The 17,381-nt window shown below is 65.8% G+C and carries 18 protein-coding genes; 9 read left to right on the plus strand and 9 right to left on the minus strand.

Annotation, left to right across the window (positions count from 1 at the left end; translation table 11 throughout):
* Nucleotides 1-34: 34 nt before the first annotated feature.
* Both LK12_RS04450 and LK12_RS04455 read left to right on the plus strand, forming a co-directional pair.
* Nucleotides 35-1,186: a sulfotransferase family protein gene (locus tag LK12_RS04450; protein ID WP_039279721.1), complete on the plus strand. Its 1,152-nt coding sequence runs from the start codon at nt 35-37 to the stop codon at nt 1,184-1,186.
* Nucleotides 1,183-1,701 (plus strand): VOC family protein, encoded by a 519-nt coding sequence (locus tag LK12_RS04455; RefSeq protein WP_039279723.1) that lies wholly within the window; start codon nt 1,183-1,185, stop codon nt 1,699-1,701. Before LK12_RS04450 ends, LK12_RS04455 begins: the two co-directional genes overlap by 4 nt.
* Here the strand turns inward: LK12_RS04455 and LK12_RS04460 are convergent, their stop codons facing one another.
* Genes LK12_RS04460 through LK12_RS04495 form a run of 8 tightly spaced genes read right to left on the minus strand, consistent with a single transcriptional unit; the run spans nt 1,702 to nt 10,234 of the window.
* Nucleotides 1,702-4,059 (minus strand): TonB-dependent receptor domain-containing protein, encoded by a 2,358-nt coding sequence (locus LK12_RS04460; protein ID WP_231568237.1) that lies wholly within the window; start codon nt 4,057-4,059, stop codon nt 1,702-1,704.
* A complete protein-coding gene (locus tag LK12_RS25080; protein ID WP_039279727.1) occupies nt 3,965-4,960 on the minus strand; it encodes a FecR family protein in 996 nt (331 codons plus the stop codon). Before LK12_RS25080 ends, LK12_RS04460 begins: the two co-directional genes overlap by 95 nt.
* Nucleotides 4,957-5,610 carry an RNA polymerase sigma factor gene (locus LK12_RS04470; RefSeq protein ID WP_231568238.1) on the minus strand — a complete coding sequence of 218 codons (654 nt, stop codon included), beginning with the start codon at nt 5,608-5,610 and terminating at the stop codon, nt 4,957-4,959. The genes LK12_RS25080 and LK12_RS04470 overlap by 4 nt, the downstream gene beginning before the upstream one ends.
* A complete protein-coding gene (locus tag LK12_RS04475) occupies nt 5,597-6,211 on the minus strand; it encodes a class I SAM-dependent methyltransferase (RefSeq protein ID WP_039279731.1) in 615 nt (204 codons plus the stop codon). Before LK12_RS04475 ends, LK12_RS04470 begins: the two co-directional genes overlap by 14 nt.
* Before the next feature lie 13 nt (nt 6,212-6,224).
* Nucleotides 6,225-6,869 carry a tetratricopeptide repeat protein gene (locus LK12_RS04480; RefSeq protein ID WP_052223147.1) on the minus strand — a complete coding sequence of 215 codons (645 nt, stop codon included), beginning with the start codon at nt 6,867-6,869 and terminating at the stop codon, nt 6,225-6,227.
* Nucleotides 6,870-6,898: 29 nt separating this feature from the next.
* Entirely contained in the window at nt 6,899-7,654 is a 756-nt protein-coding gene (locus LK12_RS04485) for an SDR family NAD(P)-dependent oxidoreductase (RefSeq protein WP_039279732.1), read from the minus strand.
* Nucleotides 7,641-9,689 carry an AMP-binding protein gene (locus LK12_RS04490; protein ID WP_039279733.1) on the minus strand — a complete coding sequence of 683 codons (2,049 nt, stop codon included), beginning with the start codon at nt 9,687-9,689 and terminating at the stop codon, nt 7,641-7,643. The genes LK12_RS04485 and LK12_RS04490 overlap by 14 nt, the downstream gene beginning before the upstream one ends.
* Nucleotides 9,689-10,234: a thermostable hemolysin gene (locus LK12_RS04495; protein ID WP_039279734.1), complete on the minus strand. Its 546-nt coding sequence runs from the start codon at nt 10,232-10,234 to the stop codon at nt 9,689-9,691. Before LK12_RS04495 ends, LK12_RS04490 begins: the two co-directional genes overlap by 1 nt.
* A 161-nt stretch (nt 10,235-10,395) precedes the next feature.
* Between LK12_RS04495 and LK12_RS04500 the strand changes: the two genes are divergently transcribed.
* From LK12_RS04500 to LK12_RS04510, 3 genes are all read left to right on the plus strand, one after another.
* Nucleotides 10,396-10,596, plus strand: a complete 201-nt coding sequence (locus LK12_RS04500) for a hypothetical protein (protein WP_039279736.1) — start codon at nt 10,396-10,398, stop codon at nt 10,594-10,596.
* Between the two features lie 71 nt (nt 10,597-10,667).
* Nucleotides 10,668-11,456 carry a tryptophan 2,3-dioxygenase gene (locus LK12_RS04505; RefSeq protein WP_039279737.1) on the plus strand — a complete coding sequence of 263 codons (789 nt, stop codon included), beginning with the start codon at nt 10,668-10,670 and terminating at the stop codon, nt 11,454-11,456.
* A gap of 1 nt (nt 11,457) precedes the next feature.
* A complete protein-coding gene (locus LK12_RS04510) occupies nt 11,458-12,615 on the plus strand; it encodes an aminotransferase class V-fold PLP-dependent enzyme (RefSeq protein WP_231568239.1) in 1,158 nt (385 codons plus the stop codon).
* A gap of 10 nt (nt 12,616-12,625) precedes the next feature.
* On the opposite strand, the gene LK12_RS04515 is transcribed toward LK12_RS04510, so the two are convergent.
* The gene (locus LK12_RS04515) at nt 12,626-13,333 is read right to left on the minus strand and encodes an FCD domain-containing protein (protein ID WP_039279742.1); all 708 of its coding nucleotides are present in this window, start codon (nt 13,331-13,333) and stop codon (nt 12,626-12,628) included.
* Between the two features lie 139 nt (nt 13,334-13,472).
* Between LK12_RS04515 and LK12_RS04520 the strand changes: the two genes are divergently transcribed.
* The 4 genes from LK12_RS04520 to LK12_RS04535 are packed head-to-tail and all read left to right on the plus strand — an operon-like array spanning nt 13,473 to nt 17,341.
* A complete protein-coding gene (locus LK12_RS04520; RefSeq protein ID WP_039279745.1) occupies nt 13,473-14,960 on the plus strand; it encodes an aldehyde dehydrogenase family protein in 1,488 nt (495 codons plus the stop codon).
* Nucleotides 14,957-15,739 carry a carboxymuconolactone decarboxylase family protein gene (locus LK12_RS04525; RefSeq protein ID WP_039279747.1) on the plus strand — a complete coding sequence of 261 codons (783 nt, stop codon included), beginning with the start codon at nt 14,957-14,959 and terminating at the stop codon, nt 15,737-15,739. The genes LK12_RS04520 and LK12_RS04525 overlap by 4 nt, the downstream gene beginning before the upstream one ends.
* A gap of 13 nt (nt 15,740-15,752) precedes the next feature.
* The gene (locus LK12_RS04530; RefSeq protein WP_039279748.1) at nt 15,753-16,502 is read left to right on the plus strand and encodes an SDR family NAD(P)-dependent oxidoreductase; all 750 of its coding nucleotides are present in this window, start codon (nt 15,753-15,755) and stop codon (nt 16,500-16,502) included.
* 53 nt (nt 16,503-16,555) lie between these two features.
* Nucleotides 16,556-17,341 carry an SDR family oxidoreductase gene (locus tag LK12_RS04535; RefSeq protein ID WP_039279752.1) on the plus strand — a complete coding sequence of 262 codons (786 nt, stop codon included), beginning with the start codon at nt 16,556-16,558 and terminating at the stop codon, nt 17,339-17,341.
* The last annotated feature ends 40 nt before the right edge of the window (nt 17,342-17,381 follow it).

The following is a 17,381-nucleotide window of genomic DNA, read 5'->3' on the forward strand; positions in this document are numbered from 1 at the left end:
AGGACGATAGAGCAGACAAGCAGGACGCCGGAACATGACCGTAGAGGAAGTGATCGAAGCAGCGCGGGCACAGACGGGGCTGACGGAAATCGGCGATCCGGCCATTCTCGAAGGCTTGGAAATCCTCCTCAAATCCTATGCCGACGAGGCGAAGTACACCGAACGCGGTTCGCAGATGGCCCATGCCGATCTGGTCAAGTGGATGGCGATCCGCATGAAGATCGAGGACTGGCTCAAGCAGCACCCGGACCTGCTCGACCAACCCATCGAGAAGCCGCTGTTCGTTTTCGGCCTGCCCCGGACCGGCACGACGCTCGTCATCAACCTGCTCGCCTCCGGCCCGGCGCGCCGTTCCTTCCTGCGTTGGGAATCGCACGATCCCGTGCCGCCGCCCCGCCCTGACGAACTCCATGCCGGACCGCGCTGGCAGAAGATGGACGAGCAGACCAACATTGCGCTGCAATACATGCCGCAGATCGCCGCGATCCACTTCGAAGAGGCCGACAGCCCGACCGAGTGCCAGTTCCTGATGACTCCCTCGTTCTGCTCGCAGGTCTATGAATCGCAGGCGGACATTCCGGAGTACCGCGAGTGGTTCCTGCAGAAGGCCGACTACCTGCCAGCCTTCCGCTTCCACAAACGCTACCTGCAGATGCTGCAGGCCAATGCCGGCGGGCGCTGGACGCTCAAGAACCCCTGGCACCCGCTCTACCTGCCCGCGCTCAAGGAGGTCTATCCCGATGCGCAACTGGTGATGACGCACCGCGACCCGGCCGACGTGCTCGGCTCGATCGGCAGCCTGATCGAAAACGTGCGCAAGATCTACTCGGACGACGTCGATCTGGAAACCATCGGCCAGCAGTTCGTCGAGACGTTCCAGATCATGATCGAGCGGCAGGACGCCTTCCGCGCACAGCACGGGCAGGATGCGATCTACGACATGCAGTACGCCGATGTGATGAAAGACCCGATCGGTCAGGTGCGCAGCATCTACGACCACTTCGGCGAGCCGTTCACGGCGGAGGCGGAGGCTGCGATGCATGCCTATATGGACGCCAATCCCAAGGGCAAGCACGGAAAGCACGAATACTCGCTCGAACGGTACGGCCTCACCCGCGAAGGCGTGCACAAGACCTTCGGCGACTACATCGAACGCTACCGGATCCCGGTAAAGGCGGCGACATGAACCCCATCGGCGACCGCTACGGCCAGCTCGTACAGATGAGCTACATCACGCGCGACATGGACGCAGCGGTCGCCCATGCAGAAACCGAACTCGGCATCACCGGCCTGTCGCGCGGCGAGGCTGAGATCGAAGTCCTCTCCTATGGCGAGAAGCGCCCGCTCGCGGTGAAATCCGCTATCGCCAATTTCGGCGCGCGCCAGTTCGAGATCATCCAGCCCGTTTCGGGTGCGATCGAGGTCTATACCGAGGCGGTGAACCTGTCCGGGCATATCCTCAACTTCCACCACGTGGGCATTGCCGTGACCGGTCCCTGGACTGAATGGCAGCGTTTGCTTGAGGATGTGAAGGCAAGCGGCGATGCCTTTACCTACCTGTTCCCCGCGGATCCCTCGCCCGAAGACAAGCTGTGCTTCTGCTATGTCGATACGCGGCATCGTATCGGCCACTATACGGAATACCTCTGGGCCGATCCGTCGCTGGCCGGCATTCCCGCCGCGCCCTGGCTCGAAGCCTGATCAAAACGCGCGCGACACCATCAGCGAGAGCTTCAGCGGCCGCTGCGGCGTGAACTGCTCCATCGCGCGGTAGCGGAAGGGGTTGCCGTAAGCGAAGGTATTGCCCCTGCGCGAGAGCAGGTTCTCGGCCTGCAGATCAAGCTGCCAGTCATCCAGCGTTGCATGCAGTTCTACACCGCTTTGCACCAGCCTGCCCATCGGGCGGTCCAGCGTAGGATCGAAGCTCATCCGGGCCGGACCGACATAGCGGATACGCGCCCGCGCCCAGAGGTCTGCCCGGCCGATCGTGAAGTCGTGCCGCAAGGCGGCGCGCAGCGTATATTCGGGCACGACCGGCAAGTGGCGGTCTTCGAGTTCGAAGCCCAGCGCACTGCGCGTCAGCAAGGCGCTGGTGTAGTTTCCACCCGCTTCCATGTGCCAGCCGGGGACCAGCCCCAATTCGATGGCCCCCTCCACGCCGATAATGCGCGCATTGCCGACATTGGCCGTCTCGATAAGGCCGTCCTCACCCAGCAGGTCCGACTGGACTTCATCCCAGCGCGTGTACCAGACGTTCAGTTCGGCGCGCCCGTCGCCGGCAAGCCGTTCGCGCCAGCCCGCCTCGATCGAGGCAAGCTCATCGCCCTTGAGCGGCTCTATCGTGCCGCTGGCGGAAATGTCCGAGCCGCCCTGGCGGAAGGCGGAACCATAGCGCACGTAGACCAGTCGGTCGGGATCGGGCTGCCATGACAGCGCCAGACTAGGCGTCATGCCCGACTTGCTGCGCTCCCTCGTGACGGGTTCCAAGGCAATGACGCGCGTTTCGCGGATCGACGAGTGGAAGAGTCGCGCGCCGCCGTCGACCGACAGCGTGGACGTGAGCGGCAGGGAAAGATCGAAATAGGCTGCGGCATCGTCGCTGACGCGGCGGTCGTTGTCGGCGATGATCGATGCGCCCGAGGCCCCGTCGAGCCGCGCCACGAGTGTCTGCCGCGCGTTGAGGTAGGAAAGACCGGCAAGCCAGCGCAGCGATCCGAAGCGGCCGCGCAGGCGCAGGTCGTTGTCCCACACGCGAAAGGTGCGCTTGTCGACCAGCACCTGAGGATCGGAGAGGCCGAAACTGTCCGCGCCGATGGTGGCGTCGAGCGTGTCGTTCACGTCGTGCCAGGTCATCGCGCTGGCCAGCAGGATATCGACGGCGCCGATCCCACCGGAGAGCCGCCCGGCGGCATGGATCAGATCATTGTCGTGGGGTTCGGCAATCTGGTCCGGCCTGGAAAAGCTCCCCGGCTCGTAGACGTAGTTGCTGTCATGGGTCTGCAGCCACTGCGCAAAGCCGGTCAGATCGATCCGCCAGCCCTGTGCGGGGACCACTCCGAGTATCGCGCGCGCACCGGTAACGTGCGTGGAATTGGTATCTTCGTGCGTGCCGGTATCGATCCAGCCCGGCTCCTCGGCCGCATAGCCGACCAACCGCAAGGCCGCGACATCGCGGCGGATCGGCAGATTGGCAACAACCGAGCCGGAATAACCCGGCTCGCCATGCGTCGCGACGCTGGCCCCGCCGGAAACCACCAGTCCGGCGCGATCCAGATCGGGTTGATGCGCCACCAGCCGGTAGATCCCGCCCAGCGCGCCGGTTCCGTAGAGCGAGCCCTGCGGCCCCTTGAGCACTTCCACGCGATCGATGTCGATCAGGCGAATGTCGGGATCGGGTGCCGCGTAAGTGAGGCGCGCTTCATCGAGTACCACGGCAACCGTCGACTGGCTCTCCCCACTGAAGGCACTGTCGGCAATCCCGCGCAGGAACATGCGATTACGGCCCGGCCCCAGCGAGGTCAGGGCGAGCCCCTCCAGTTGCGCGGATACCGTAGCGCTGTCACTGCCGGGATTCCGACCTTGCGCAGCACTGAGTGCGGCGACCGATACGGCAGCCGGCAGCGACAGCAGATCGAGCGGCTGCTTGGTAGCGGTAACCACGATGGGGACAGGCGGCGCTTCGGGTGGCGGCGCGCTGGGCTCCGGTCCCCGGACAGCCCGCACGGGCGCGCGTTCAATACGCCAGGCGGTCGTACCCACTTTCTTGGCTACATAGCCGGTCCCGGCCAGCAAGCGCCGCAGCGCCTCGGCGACTTCCATGGAACCATGCACGCCGGGCGTGCGAATGCGGGGAAGCGGGCCTTCGGCCCCGATCGAGACCCGAGCCTCACGTGCCAGTTCGGCCAGCGCATCGGGCAGTGTTCCCGCCGCGACGTCGATCTCCGCCCGCGGCCCCTCGCGGGCTTCAGCTGGCGGGCTGCTCCAGACGCCAAGCGCCAGCGCTACCGCCGAGGCGCAGGCCCATGACCTGCGCAAGATCGCGGAGTGCCGCATCGCCATCGCCGATTACCAGAGTCCCCGAAAACCGCCGGTCGCGCAGGGCATCCGGCATATCCACCTTCACGCCCGCATAGCGGCGCAGATCGGCAACGACCAGAGCCAAAGGCGCATCGTCATAGGACAGGCGACCATTCTGCCAGTCCCCCACGTCCTGCGTGCGAACTGCTGCAACGCTCGCCGTACCGGCGGCGGCATCGTAGAGCAGGCCCTTGCCGGCCGCGAGATGCACCGGCGCGGACAGCGTCTCGGAACTGACCTCCACCTTGCCTTCGGTCACGGCGACGCGCACGCGCTCATCCTGCGCCTGAATATCGAAGCGGGTACCGATGTCGCTGATCTGCAATCGGCCCGCGGTGATCGTGAGCGGCCGGTCCGGATCGTGGCGGATATCGAAAAGCGCGCCGCCGGACAGGGCCATGTGGTCCTGATCGCGGCCTTCCACGGTCAGGCTGCTGCGCGGAGCGAGTATGATGGTCGACCCGTCGTCGAGCGCGATCTTCTGAGTGCCGGCCGCGGTCTGATAGACCTCCGGTGCCGGCGAAATGAACTGCGGTACCACAAGGACGGCGGCGAGCGTTGCGGCGATCGCCATGCCGGCCCAGCGCAGGCGCCGTCCGAATGCCGGGCGCACGATCTCGGCCCCTTCGACCGAGGTATCTCCGGTCGCAGGAGCGGCGACGGGCCGGGTTTGCTCGACTTCCGCCTCGGTCCCTACGTCTTCCAGAACAGAGCTGTGCTGCTGCAGCAGATCGTCGCTGAGCGCGATCTCGTCATAGGCCGCGCTGTGGCGGGGATCGGCCTCCAGCCACAGGGTGAAGGCGTCCCAGTCCATGGCATCGTCCTCGCTGGCGAGGTGCCAGCGAGCCGCTTCTGCCAGAATCTGATCGTCGTGCCGGTTCATTGTCCCTGTTCCATGCGCGGTTTCCTTCCGCTTTGCCCCCCATGCCCCTGAGACGCCGCGGTGTCGAACATTCCGCAGTCGGCAAGAGCCTGTCGCAACTTCTTCATCGCCAGCGCCAGGTGTTTTTCCACGCCGCTTCGGCTGATGCCCATGACATCGGCGATCTCGCGCTGCCCCAGCCCTTCGAACCGATAGAGCCGCAAGGCACGCTGGGCACCTTCGGGCAGATCGGCAATGGCATCGCGCAGCACCTGCGCCTCCTGCTCGCGGGCGATCACTTCGTCCGCCGGCTCGCCGGGGTCCTTGCGGTCCTCGGGCGGTTCGGCAACGCCACCGCCTTCGGCCTCGATCCAGGCCCGTTCGCGCTTCATCGACCGGCGCCGGCCGCGCGCGCGGTCCAGCACCAAATTATTGGCCATGCGGAACAGATAGGCGCGTCCATTGGTGATCGGGCCGGTGGCAAGGCCCGAGACCTTGATCCACATGTCCTGCACCACGTCCTCCGCCTCTTCGGCCGAGCCGCACCGCACCGTCAGAAAACGCAGCAGTTCGGCCCGGTGCATCTCAAACAGAAGCACCAGCCCATCCGCATCCGCGTGTTCCTGAGATTCCATCTCCCAGTTCGCTCCCACCACTTCAACGCACGGCATGGACGAACAATCCCTTTACCGAGCGTGTGACGGCAACGTCATGCACGTCATGCGGCGTACAGGCAAACCCTGAGGTGAGCAGAGCCTCGCGAAGCGCCACGGCGTCGTAGAGCCGGTGCAGCCCTTCGTTGGCGAACGGCCAGTCCTGCATCGTGTCGCGATGGGTCACATAGGCGATAAGACGCCCGCCCGGCCGCAACACGCGATGCAGCGCGCGCAGCATGCCATTCGCATCATCGTTGAAGTAGAGCACGTTGAGCGCCAGCACGGCATCGAAGCTGACCGGCGCGAAAGGCAGATCCTCCAGCGAGGCACGGACGCACTCGGCGCGCGTGCCCAGCCGGCGCCGTGCCGCCGCAACCATCGTCTCCGACGCATCGGCACCGGTCACATGACACGGCGCACGGCCCAGCATTTCCGCCATCGCCGCGCCCGTGCCGCAACCGGCATCAAGGATCGATTCCCCCGCGAGGGGCGCCAGCATGTCAACCGCAAGGCGGAGCGGCCTGCGGTTGACGATGTCCATGGCATTTCCCAGCAGGCGCCCCGCGGTTCCGCTCGGGCGCGCGAGCTGACTGGCCAGCCGGCGGGCGAATGTCATCGGCGCGCCGGGATCAGCTTGCCTTGGCCAGCAGCGCGCGAACCTCGCGGCGACGGCCTGCGTCCCATACCGGCCGGTTCGGATCGCGCGGCGCCCGCAGCGCCTTCTGAAGATGCGTGCGCGCACCGGCCTTGTCGCCCTGATCGAGCAGGTAGTCGCCATAGAAATAATTGGCATCGAGCCCGTCAGGATCGAGCGCCAGCGCCTGCTTGAGCAGGCGCCCGGCCTTGTCGTCGTCACCCCAGGCCAGCGGAGAACCCGGGACCTTGTAGTAGAGCACGCCAAGGCTCATCGCCGCGCCGCCCTGCGCTGCCTTTGGATCGATGGAATAGGCCTTCTGCAGAATATCCCGCGCCTTGGTGGCGAGGCCCAGCTTGTGAAAGAAGTTGGCACGGTTCGCCTGTTCGCTGACGATGATGCCCTGCCACAGCAACGGCTCGGCCTGGCCGGGATAGCGCGCTACGATCGTGGCGGCCTCGTCGGCCAGTTTGTCGAGCGCCTTGGTCTGGGTGCTCGAGCCTTTCACTTCATAGGTGATATGCGCCCAGCCATGGTTCACGGCGGAAACGTCGCTCGCCATGTCGGCAAGGGCGGCAGTGGGGACGGCGATGGCAAGGGCCGGCGCCAGAAGGCTAACCAACACGATACGCTTGATCATGGACTTGCTCTCCTCTCGTTAGGGCCGGTTCAACAGAACTCGGCCCGGGCCTTGCGGATCTGTCCGGCAAGGCCGTTGTCAATAAGCTTGGGGGAAATGGCGTTGAGCGCGGCATAGATTCGCTCCATCACGCCGATGCTGACGGTTTCGCGCCGCGCGAGAATGGCCGCGACGATCCGCCCGGCGACCCAGTCGGGCGCATCGGCCTTCATACCGGTCACTTCCAGGAAGCGGTTGACCTCGCTGTTGTTGAACGCCGTACGCGCGGCCCGCGGATTGATGTGGGTGACGGCAACGCCCGCTCCCATCATCTCGCGGCGCAGGCTCTGGCTGAGCGCGGCCAGGCCGGCCTTGCTGCTCGAATAGGCCGCGAACCACGGATAGGGAATCGCGCCGAGGACGGAGCCGATGTTGACGATCTGCCCGCTCCCGCGCGCGCGCATCGGTGCCGCGACCGCGCGGGCCAGCACGGCAGGGACCAGCAGATTGACCCGGTAGCACAGCGCCAGCGCCTCGATCGGCTGGCTTTCGTGCAGGCCGAAGCGCATGACCCCGGCAACATTGACCAGGACATCCGGACAATCGCCTGCGAGCCGTTCGGCCAGCGCTGCAAGCTGCGTGTCATCGGACAGGTCGGTGACGATGCTGGCATCGCAGGCACTGCATTCCATCCGGTCGATGCCGGTGACATGCGCGCCGGCCTCGCGCAGCATCCGCGCAACCGGCGTGCCGATCCCGCCGGCCGCGCCGGTGATCGCCACGCGCTTTCCTTCAAGCCGCGACACGGGTCTTCTCCACGGGGCCATCCTCCATTTCGATCGATGCGAATACGGCACCGAACAGGCAGAACATCTCGCGCGCCATCTCCAGGATCGCGGCCCGGTCTTCCTCGCGTTCGAGCCCGTTCACCAGATCGGCGAAGAAGGCCATGTGATCCTGATCGAGCGCGCCGTGCGACGTGAGATAGGTGAAGGCTTCCGGCGGCAGGCCAAGGTTCTCCGCCACCGCACTCGCGCCACGCTGGGCCAACGCCACGCTGACGCTTTCCAGCACATAGACCATGCCGAAGAACGCCGCCGGGTTGCCCTCCTCGTTCATGCGATAGGCATGGTCCACCATGGCCCGGGTCGCGGGAGCCGGCTCGCTGACGCGGGCCGCATCGGCGTCTCCGCCAGCCGCAGCAATATCGGCGAGGATCCATTCCTCGTGCCCGGTTTCCTCGGCGATATATTCGTCCAGCGCGGCGAGAAGATCCGGCCGGTCGAGCAGGCGCGCACGGGCGGCCTGCATCAGCGGCACGGTGTGACGCACGTGGTGCCAGGCCTGCCGCAGGTAGTCGATGTAGGTTCGGCGCGAGATCGTCCCGGCCAGGCCGGCGCGAACCTGCGGAATACCCAGGAAGCGCAGCCTCTCGCGGAAGGTCCCTGCTTCCAATTCGGCGAAGAAGCAGGGACCTTCCGCAAGCCACGTCGCCGCGATCTGCTTGCGGCGCAGCCGGCCATTACCGGTCAGCATGCCGTTCGCGGGCGTGAAGGGAGCGACCTCGCGACAGCCCGCAAGGCGGGCATAAGCGGGGAGCGCGGCGTTGGCGGCCGCAACGGCAGCAACCAGATCGGCATCGGGGCGGGACGGCACCAGCAGCGCCTCGGGCGCGGGCAGACCATCGCCATGCACCATGGCCTGCGCGATATCGGGCTGGGCGACAAGCTGCGCCTCGATCCATTCGGGCGAGATGTTGCGCCCGAAGCTGGTCACGATCAGCGCGGACTTGCGCCCTTCGACCCAGAGCCGCCCGTGCTCGTCGATCCGGCCGATGTCGCCCGTAGCCAGCGGCCCCGGGTCGCGCGGCTCGCCGATGGTGCCGAGGAACATCTCGCCTTCGAGCTGGATTTCCCCGCCCGGCGCGATGCGCGCCTTCATGTGGCCGAGCGGACGTCCTGCGGAACCTGGTTCTTCCTCGTCGCCGCTTTCCAGCGAGACCACCGAGGCGCACTCGGTCAGGCCGTACCCCTGCCGCACCGGCAGACCCAGGGCGCGGGCCCGTTCCAGTAGGTCGACCGGCACGCGCGCACCGCCGACCGCCACCAGCGTCAGGTCCGGCAGAGGCAGCCCCATCCGTTCCATGACGGTGACGAGACCGGCAAGGTACTCAGGCACGAGGATCAGCGACGTGATCTTCCACTCGGCCAGACGATTGGCCATCACGGCAAAGTCGGGGCGAAAAGGATCGGCCAGCCCGACTTCGGCCTGCGGCGGACAGACGTAGGTCCCGCCCGCGAGCATCGTCGCGAAGAAGCCGGCAACCGTTTCCAGCAGAATGCCCGGCGGCAGCAGCGCGCAATGGCGCCCGGCATGCTCCGCCCCCACTGCCTCGACCACTGAGGCTGCCACCGACAGCATGTGCGCGGCGGACAGGCACACACCCTTGGGCGTGCCGGTCGAACCGGACGTGAAAGTAACCCGCGCCGTCCCTAGGGGTAGGGAGGACGGCGCGGGGCGTGGAGCCGACGGGAATGCGGTGTCGGCTCCACAGGCGGTTCTGGCGTGCCGCGCCTGTTCCTCGGTGAAGAACGAAGGCAGCGACAGCACCGGTATCTTGGCTTCGAGCAAGGCCAGCTCGGCAAGGGAAGCCTCGACCCCATGGTCGAGACAAAGCACGTGGGGCTGGCCTGCCTGCTCGCCAGTGCTCAGTTCGTAGGCCATAGCCTCGACACGGTCGGCGAGGTCTTCCCACGTTATCGGTTCGGAAACGACCGGGTCGAGCGCGATCGCGAGCGGATGCGTCAGCGCGTGTTCGCGGATGGTATCCAGCAGCCCCATCAGGCGGCTATCCTCCGGCGACGGGCGAGAAACGCGGCGATTGCCTTCTGTCCATCGGCTATGACGCCGGCACAGACTTGCGGATCGCTTGCGTAATAACGCCCCCACCGGCCCGGCTCGTCCGCGCGGTCGGCGGTAGCCGGGGCCAGCACATACAGCGGCACGCCAATGCGGCCAAACATCGCGCGCAGCGGCGCAGTGAGGGTGGCGACCGCGATCTCGCAGTCTTCCCCCAAGTCATTGGAGACGCTGCCCCACAGTTCGATCATGGCGAAGGCATCGTCAGCAGCGAGGTTTCCGATCTCGATGATGCTTTCGCGCGTCACGCGCCTGCCCATCGCCGCAGATACCGCCGCATCCACCGGCCCATCGAGATAGCGTTCGAGATAAAGCGGCGCTTCGCCGGCGCGGTGGAAGCCAAGAGCCGCGCGCGGCGTCTCGGCCCGCTCGACATGCCGATATTTGCAGAACGTCGGCATTAGGCAGGCACCATGAATTTCGCTGTAGCGCCTGCGCACAAGCTCGAATTCCGAACTGTCAGCCATGTACGTCTCCTCGGGTTTCCCCCAGACGACGACACAGGTGCCGGCATTCCTCAGTAAGGGCCAAAATCAATCCGCCGACGATGCCGCGCATTTTGCCGCTAAAGAGAAATTAACCCGTTTCGGCGACAATTGCCGGGACATTGCAAAAGCGGACACGCGTCATGGCTTTCATAAAGGCCCTGCTTCCGGGCTTCCTTCTGACCTGGATCGTTTCGGGCGTCATCGGATCTACCGGCTCGAGCGGCGGCATGCTCGCTATTCAGCACAGCTTTATCGAAGGGCACAGCTTCTACTGGTCCTGGTCGCTGTTCCTTGCTGCCACCGGCCTGGCCTGGGCCCTGTTCTGGATGATGGATTCCTGACCTCCGCGCGCGCTGTGGCTCCGGTGCACTGACGGGTTGCGGTCCGGTGCTGAGAGGCCCAAACCCCGGCCATGACAGACATGACCTATGCGCGCTATCTCGCGCTCGATGACATTCTTGCCGCACAGCATCCCGTGTCCGACGAACACGACGAACTGCTTTTCATCATCATCCACCAGACCAAGGAACTGTGGCTCAAGCAGGCGCTGTCCGAGGTCGAACTGGCGCTGGAACTGATCCGCACCGACAAGCTGATCGAAGCCTACAAGAGCCTTGCCCGGGTGAGTCGGATCCAGGCCGTGATGACGCTCGCCTGGGATGTGCTGGCGACCATGACGCCGGCCGACTACACGACGTTCCGGCCGGTACTCGGATCGAGTTCGGGTTTCCAGTCGGACCAGTTCCGGACGATGGAGTTCCGCCTGGGGCTCAAGCAGGCCGACCATCTGAAATATCAGGCGGACCGGCCGCACGCCCGCGAAGCGATGGAGCGCGCGCTCGAACAACCGAGCCTGTGGGACGAGGCCAACCGCGCCCTGGCCCGCGCCGGGTTCACGCTGCCCGCCGAAGCGCTCGAACGCGACTGGGCCGCACCGTACGAACCCTCACCGGAAGTCGAAGCGGCCTGGCTGGAAGTCTATCGCGATACGCACCGCTACTGGGAACTCTACCAGCTTGCCGAAAAGCTGGTCGATATCGACGATGCGCTGGCGACCTGGCGGCACAAGCATGTGCTGACGGTGAGCCGGATCATCGGCGGCAAGCGCGGCACCGGCGGCACCACCGGGGTGCCCTATCTGCAATCCACACTGTCCAAGCGCGCCTTTCCCGAACTCTGGTCGCTCCGGACCTGCCTGTGAGGTGCCTGTGACGTCCTACAAGCACCTGTTCCGCCGCACCCTGGAAGCCGATCCCGAACGGCTCCACTTCGCCGCCCACTCTCATCATCTCTGGCCCGATGCCTCGCGCGAAGGGCAGCTTGCCTGCTGGGACGACGCCGCGCGCCTGGCCGACCGCAAATGGGGCCGGGTGATGGACCAAGTCTGGCCGGCCGCGCAGCGCCATGTGGCCGCCGAACTGAACCTGCCCGATCCGGCCACCGTCGCCTTCGCCGGGAACACGCACGACTTTCTGGTGCGCATTGTTTCCGCCCTCCCCCGCCGCCCGCTTCGCGTTCTGGCCAGCGACGGCGAGTTCCACAGCTTCCGCCGTCAGGCCGAGCGCTGGCTGGAGGACGGCACAATCGTTCTGGAAACCGTAGCCACGGCTGGCCCGGACTTCACCGCCCATTTTCTCGACCGGGCCCGCACCGGCGACCATGACCTCATCTGGCTGAGCCACGTGATGTTCGGCACCGGTCAGGTCTTCCCGGAACTCGAAGCGCTCGCCGAAGTCGCTACGCCGGAAGGCCCATGGGTCGTGATCGACGGCTACCATGGCTTCATGGCGATCGAGACCGACCTGTCGCGCATCGCCGACCGCGTGTTCTATGTCGCCGGCGGCTACAAGTATGCGATGTCGGGCGAAGGCGTGGGCATCCTGCACGCCCCGCCCGGCTTCGGCGAGCGCCCCGCCGTGACCGGCTGGTACGCCGAAATCGAAGACCTGGCAGCGCCTCCGGGGCAAGTGACCTACGCCGCAGATGCCCGCCGGTTCCTCGGGGCGACATTCGATCCTTCCGGCCTCTACCGCTTCGTGACCGTACGCGACATGCTGGCCGCCGAAGGGCTGGATACGCGCGCCATCAGCACAAAGGTATCAGGCCTCAAGAGCCGCCTGCTGGCCCGCCTGCACGAAACGCCGCTGGCAGAGGCCACCCTGCTCAATCCGCCGGACGAGGGCCCGCAGGCCCGCTTTCTCGCCTTCTCCCATCCCAAAGCCGCCGACTGGCAGAAAGCGCTGCAGGACGCCGGCGTCGTCACCGACGTGCGCGGCGACGTCTTGCGGATCGGCTTCGGCCTCTATCAGGACCAGGAAGATGTCGACCGGCTGATCGAAGTACTCAAACGGCTTTCCTGACGCCGCCCCTTCAGTAGTCATCCAGATTGTAGAGGCTGACCAGCACCTCCCGGTTCTGCCGGTTGGCCTCGAACTGCGCCAGTTCGGGGTCCTGCTGCAGGATGGCCTCGATGATCCGGTGGCGGCTGCGTTTCCACTGCTCCAGTTCGAAAACACCCGAAAGGCTCTGCGCGGCATCGTCGGCCTGCGCGAAGCCCAGCGCGACGCGGGTGAGCAGTTCGAACAGCGGACGGTCGACCATGTGGAACAAGGCATCCTGTAGCTCGGTTTCGAGCGGGCCTATCATCTTCCCATCGTCGCTCGCTGCGATGCGCTCGGCGACCTGGCGCAAGTCCTCCCGCCGGGCTTCATCGGTGCAGCGCGCAGCTGATGCGCAAAGCCGGTTGAAGAGCAACGAGGTGATGTCGAGCACCTCGCGCCGCGAAGCCGGTTCCTCGCGCATGAAGGCGAACATCAGCCGCTCAAGGTCGGCACGGTCGGGCCTTCGCCCGTAGTAGCCGCCGCCCGGCCCGCGGCGCACTTCGAGCACACCTTCGTGTTCGAGAATGCGCGCCGCCTGCTGCACCGTGACGATGCCCACTTCGAAATCGCGGGCGAGATCGGGCAGCGACCCGATCTGCGTGCCCGGCGGGCTGGCGAAAATGCGCTCGCGCATGCGCTGCGCTGTCTGCGCCACAAGCTGGCGTTTGCCGCCCCTACGTTCCAACTGCGATGCCATGACCAATAATATGCATATTATTTGCCAATAATCTAATCATACCGCGCGAGATTCACGCTTGATCGGTGGATAATACGCGGATTATATGCCTGAAGAATCGAAAGCAGGAAAGGCCTGCGGGTCTGAGGAGTGGACGCAGATGGCATTCAAGAATCCGGAAACGGATACCCTGCCGCGCTATGCAAACATCATCGGCGGCAAGTTCGAGGAAGCGGGCAGCGGCGAAACGCTGGCCCACGTCTATCCGGGCACCGGCGCGGTCACACGCGAATTCAAGATGGCGAGCGCCGACGACGTCGACCGCGCGGTGAATGCGGCCCAGGCTGCCTTCCCAGCCTGGCGCGCCATGCCCGGCGACAAGCGCCGCGACCTGATGATGAAGCTCGCAGCGCTGTTCGAGGCCAAGTCGGCCGAGTTCGCCCCCAGCCTGATCGCCGAAAACGGCTCGGTGGCGATGACCGCCCCCTACATGGGCTACGACGCCGCGCAGAAGTTCCGCTATTTCGGCGGCTGGTGCGACAAGATTCACGGCCGCACGATCCCGATGTGGGGCGCCCCGGCGCACGACTATGTCGCCTACGAGCCCTATGGCGTCGTCGGCATCATCGTGCCCTGGAACGGCCCGCTCTTCGCCGCGACCATGGTCATGGCGCCTGCCCTTGCCGCAGGTAATTGCATCGTCCTCAAGTCGCCCGACCTTGCGCCCTACAGCGCCGTGAAGCTGGTCGAACTGATCCACGAAGCGGGCATTCCCCAGGGCGTGGTCAACGTCGTGACCGGCGGCGCGGACGTCGGCGAAGCGATGGTCGGCCATCCGGGCGTGGGCAAGATCGAATTCATCGGTTCGGGCCCGACGGCGAAGAAGGTGCTGACCAACGCGGCGCAGACGCTGAAACCGGTGGGGCTGGAACTCGGCGGCAAGTCCGCGGTGATCGTATTCGACGATGCCGACCTGATGAACGCCGCCAAGCGGGGCCTGACCGGCGCGGTCTCGGCCAATGGCCAGGGCTGCGTCAACGGCACCCGCCTGCTGGTCCAGCGCGGCATCTACGACCAGTACCTGCAGACTCTCGCCGGCATGGCGAACCACGTGCAGCCCGGCGATCCCTACGATCCGCAGACGGTGCTGGGCCCGGTCATCTCCGAGACCGCGCTCAACCGCATCACCGGCATGGTCGAACGCGGCGTGTCCGACGGCGGCCGCATCGTCGCGGGCGGCGAGCGCATGGGCGGCGATCACTCGGACGGGTTCTTCCTGCCAGTTACTGTGCTCGCCGATGTCGCCAATGACTGCGAGATCGCGCAGAACGAGGTCTTCGGCCCGGTTCTGGTGGTGACGCCTTTCGACACGGAAGAAGAGGCGATCGCGCTGGCCAACGGCACCGACTACGGCCTTGGCGCCTATGTCCATACGCAGAACCTGCGCCGCGCCCACCATGTCGCCGGCCAGCTTCAGGCGGGCATGATCCACGTGAACGGCTCGGGCGAGGCGATGCAGCCCAACTGCCCGTTCGGCGGCTTCAAGAAGAGCGGCCATGGCCGCCTCGGCGGCATCGAAGGTCTGCAGGAATTCATGCAGCCCAAGAACGTCTGGATGAGCCTCGCGGCCCCGGAGGGTGGACAATGACCCTGCTCGATCCCGCAGAACGCAAAGCCCGCGGCCTTGCCACGCAGGCCGAAGCCACTGGCCTCCCCGGCACCGAGCCCGAAACCCTGATCGAAGAGTCCTGGCGCGATTTCATCTTCGCCGAAGTCTGGACCCGCCCCGGCCTGCCGCGCCGCCCGCGCTTCCTCGTCGCCATGGCCTCCGCCGTTACCTGCGGCCTGCAGGACAGCCAGATCGACGGCTACGTGCGCGGCGCGCTCAAGGGCGAGTACCTGACGCTGCCCGAACTGCGCGAAGCCGCGCTGCACCTCGGCGTCTATTCGGGCTGGGGCAACGGCGACAAGCTGGACCGCGCCGTCACCCGCGTCGCCGAGGAACTGGGCCTGCCGCCGGCGGATGTCCCGCCGATCTGCCCGGAGCCGTGGGATCCGCAAGTGCGCAACGACCGCGGCCATGCCGAGTTCGACAAGGTCATGACCTTCCCGCCGGGGCCACCCAAGACCCCCTATCTGGAGGGCATCAACAACTTCGTCTTCGGCGAAATGTGGTGCCGCCGCGGCCTCGACGAACCCTCGCGCCGCTGGATCACGCTCGTGGGCGTGTGCGAATCCGGCGCAGAAATCCCGATCCGCAGCCACATCCACGCGGCGATGGCGAGCGGCAACTGCAAGCCCGACGAAATGCTCGAATTCGTGCTGCAGTACGGCACCCACGCCGGCTGGCCGAAAGCCTCGCGGATGCAGGGCGTAATCCTCGAAATGATCGACAAGGTGGCCGAGGGCCTGCCCTGGCACGGATAGGAAAGAACGCGACATGAGCATAGCAACCGACATGAGCGGCAAGGTCGCGCTGGTGACCGGCGCCGCTTCCGGCCTCGGCCGCGAAACCGCGCTCGCCCTCTCCCGAGCGGGCGCCAAGGTTTACCTCGTCGATGTCAACGCGGAAGGCCTAGCCGAAACTGCCGGCATGATCGAAGGATCTGCCAGCGAGACTGCCGACCTTTCCGATGCCCAGGCCTGCGGCAAGGTCGTCGCGGCTGCTGTCGAAAAGTTCGGCCGCCTCGATGCCCTCTGCAATGTGGCGGGGCTGATCTACCTCGCCAATACGCCCGACATGCCGTTCGAACGACTGCAGCGCACGCTGGACGTGAACCTTTCGGCGCCCTTCGTGCTCTCGCAGGCGGCAATCCCGCATCTGCTGGAAACCGACGGCGCCATCGTCAACGTCGCCTCCTCGGCTTCGTTCATCGGCGAGGCTTATGCAGCAGCCTATTGCGCCAGCAAGTGGGGCATCATCGGCATGACCAAGGCCATGGCGATGGAGTTCCAGAAGAAGCCCATCCGCATCAACGCGGTCGCGCCCGGCGGCATGGTCACCAACATCGCCGCCAATTTCGTGCCGCCCGAAGGCTGCGACTTCGAACTGATCAAGCGCTTCTCCGGCATGCGCGGCACGGTCGAAGTCGAAGACGTGGCGAACATGATCTTGCTTCTCGCATCCGACGCGGGCCGCGGCTTCCACGGCGCCTGCATCAACATCGACAAGGGCATCACGGCGGGCTGAGCCTTCAGCAGTCCCCGAACAATGCCAGACCCATCAATCGGAGTTTCCCGAAAATGAGCTTCACTCTCGACCAGTTCCGCCTCGACGGCAAAGTCGCCATCGTTACCGGCGCCGGCGGGCGCGGCAATTCGATCGGCCGTGCCTATGCCGTCGGCCTCGCAAACGCAGGCGCCTCCGTCGTCGTTGCCGACCTCAACGAGGATGGCGCCAAGGCCGTTGCCGACGAGATCGTCGCGGCCGGCGGCAAGGCCGTTGCCGTCAAGGTCGACGTTGCCGACGAGGAATCGACGCTGGCCATGGCCGCCGCCGCCAAAGAGGCTTTCGGCGGTGTCGATATCCTCATCAACAACGCCGCGCTGATGGTCGATGTCAGCTACGACAATTGCGAGACGATCAGCCTCGAAAACTGGAACCGGGCTTTCTCGGTCAACCTCAACGGCGCACTGCTGTGCTCGCGCGCGGTGCTGCCCTCGATGCGCGAACGCGGTGGCGGCCGGATCATCAACCAGACCTCAGGCGGCGCCTTCCCCGCCATCGGCCTCTACGGCATCAGCAAGCTCGCGCTCGTCGGCCTGACGACGACGCTCGCCAAGCAGTTCGGCAAGGAAAACATCACCTGCAATGCCATCGCTCCGGGCAACGTCACCTCGGATGCGGGCAAGATGCTGGTTCCCGACGATTCCCCGTTCATCAAGTTCCTCGAAGCGACCTGCGCAACCCGTCCGCGCGGCGAACCCGATGAACTGGTCGGCACCGCGCTGCTGCTCTGCTCGGAAGCCGGTCAGTGGATCACTGGGCAGACCATCCACGTGGACGGCGGCTGGATCATGCGCCCCTGAGGCGAAGTGGCACGGCGAGACGCAGGCATGGCTTGACGCC

The organism is Novosphingobium malaysiense, from assembly GCF_000802225.1.
GTDB classification, from domain to species: Bacteria; Pseudomonadota; Alphaproteobacteria; order Sphingomonadales; family Sphingomonadaceae; genus Novosphingobium; species Novosphingobium malaysiense.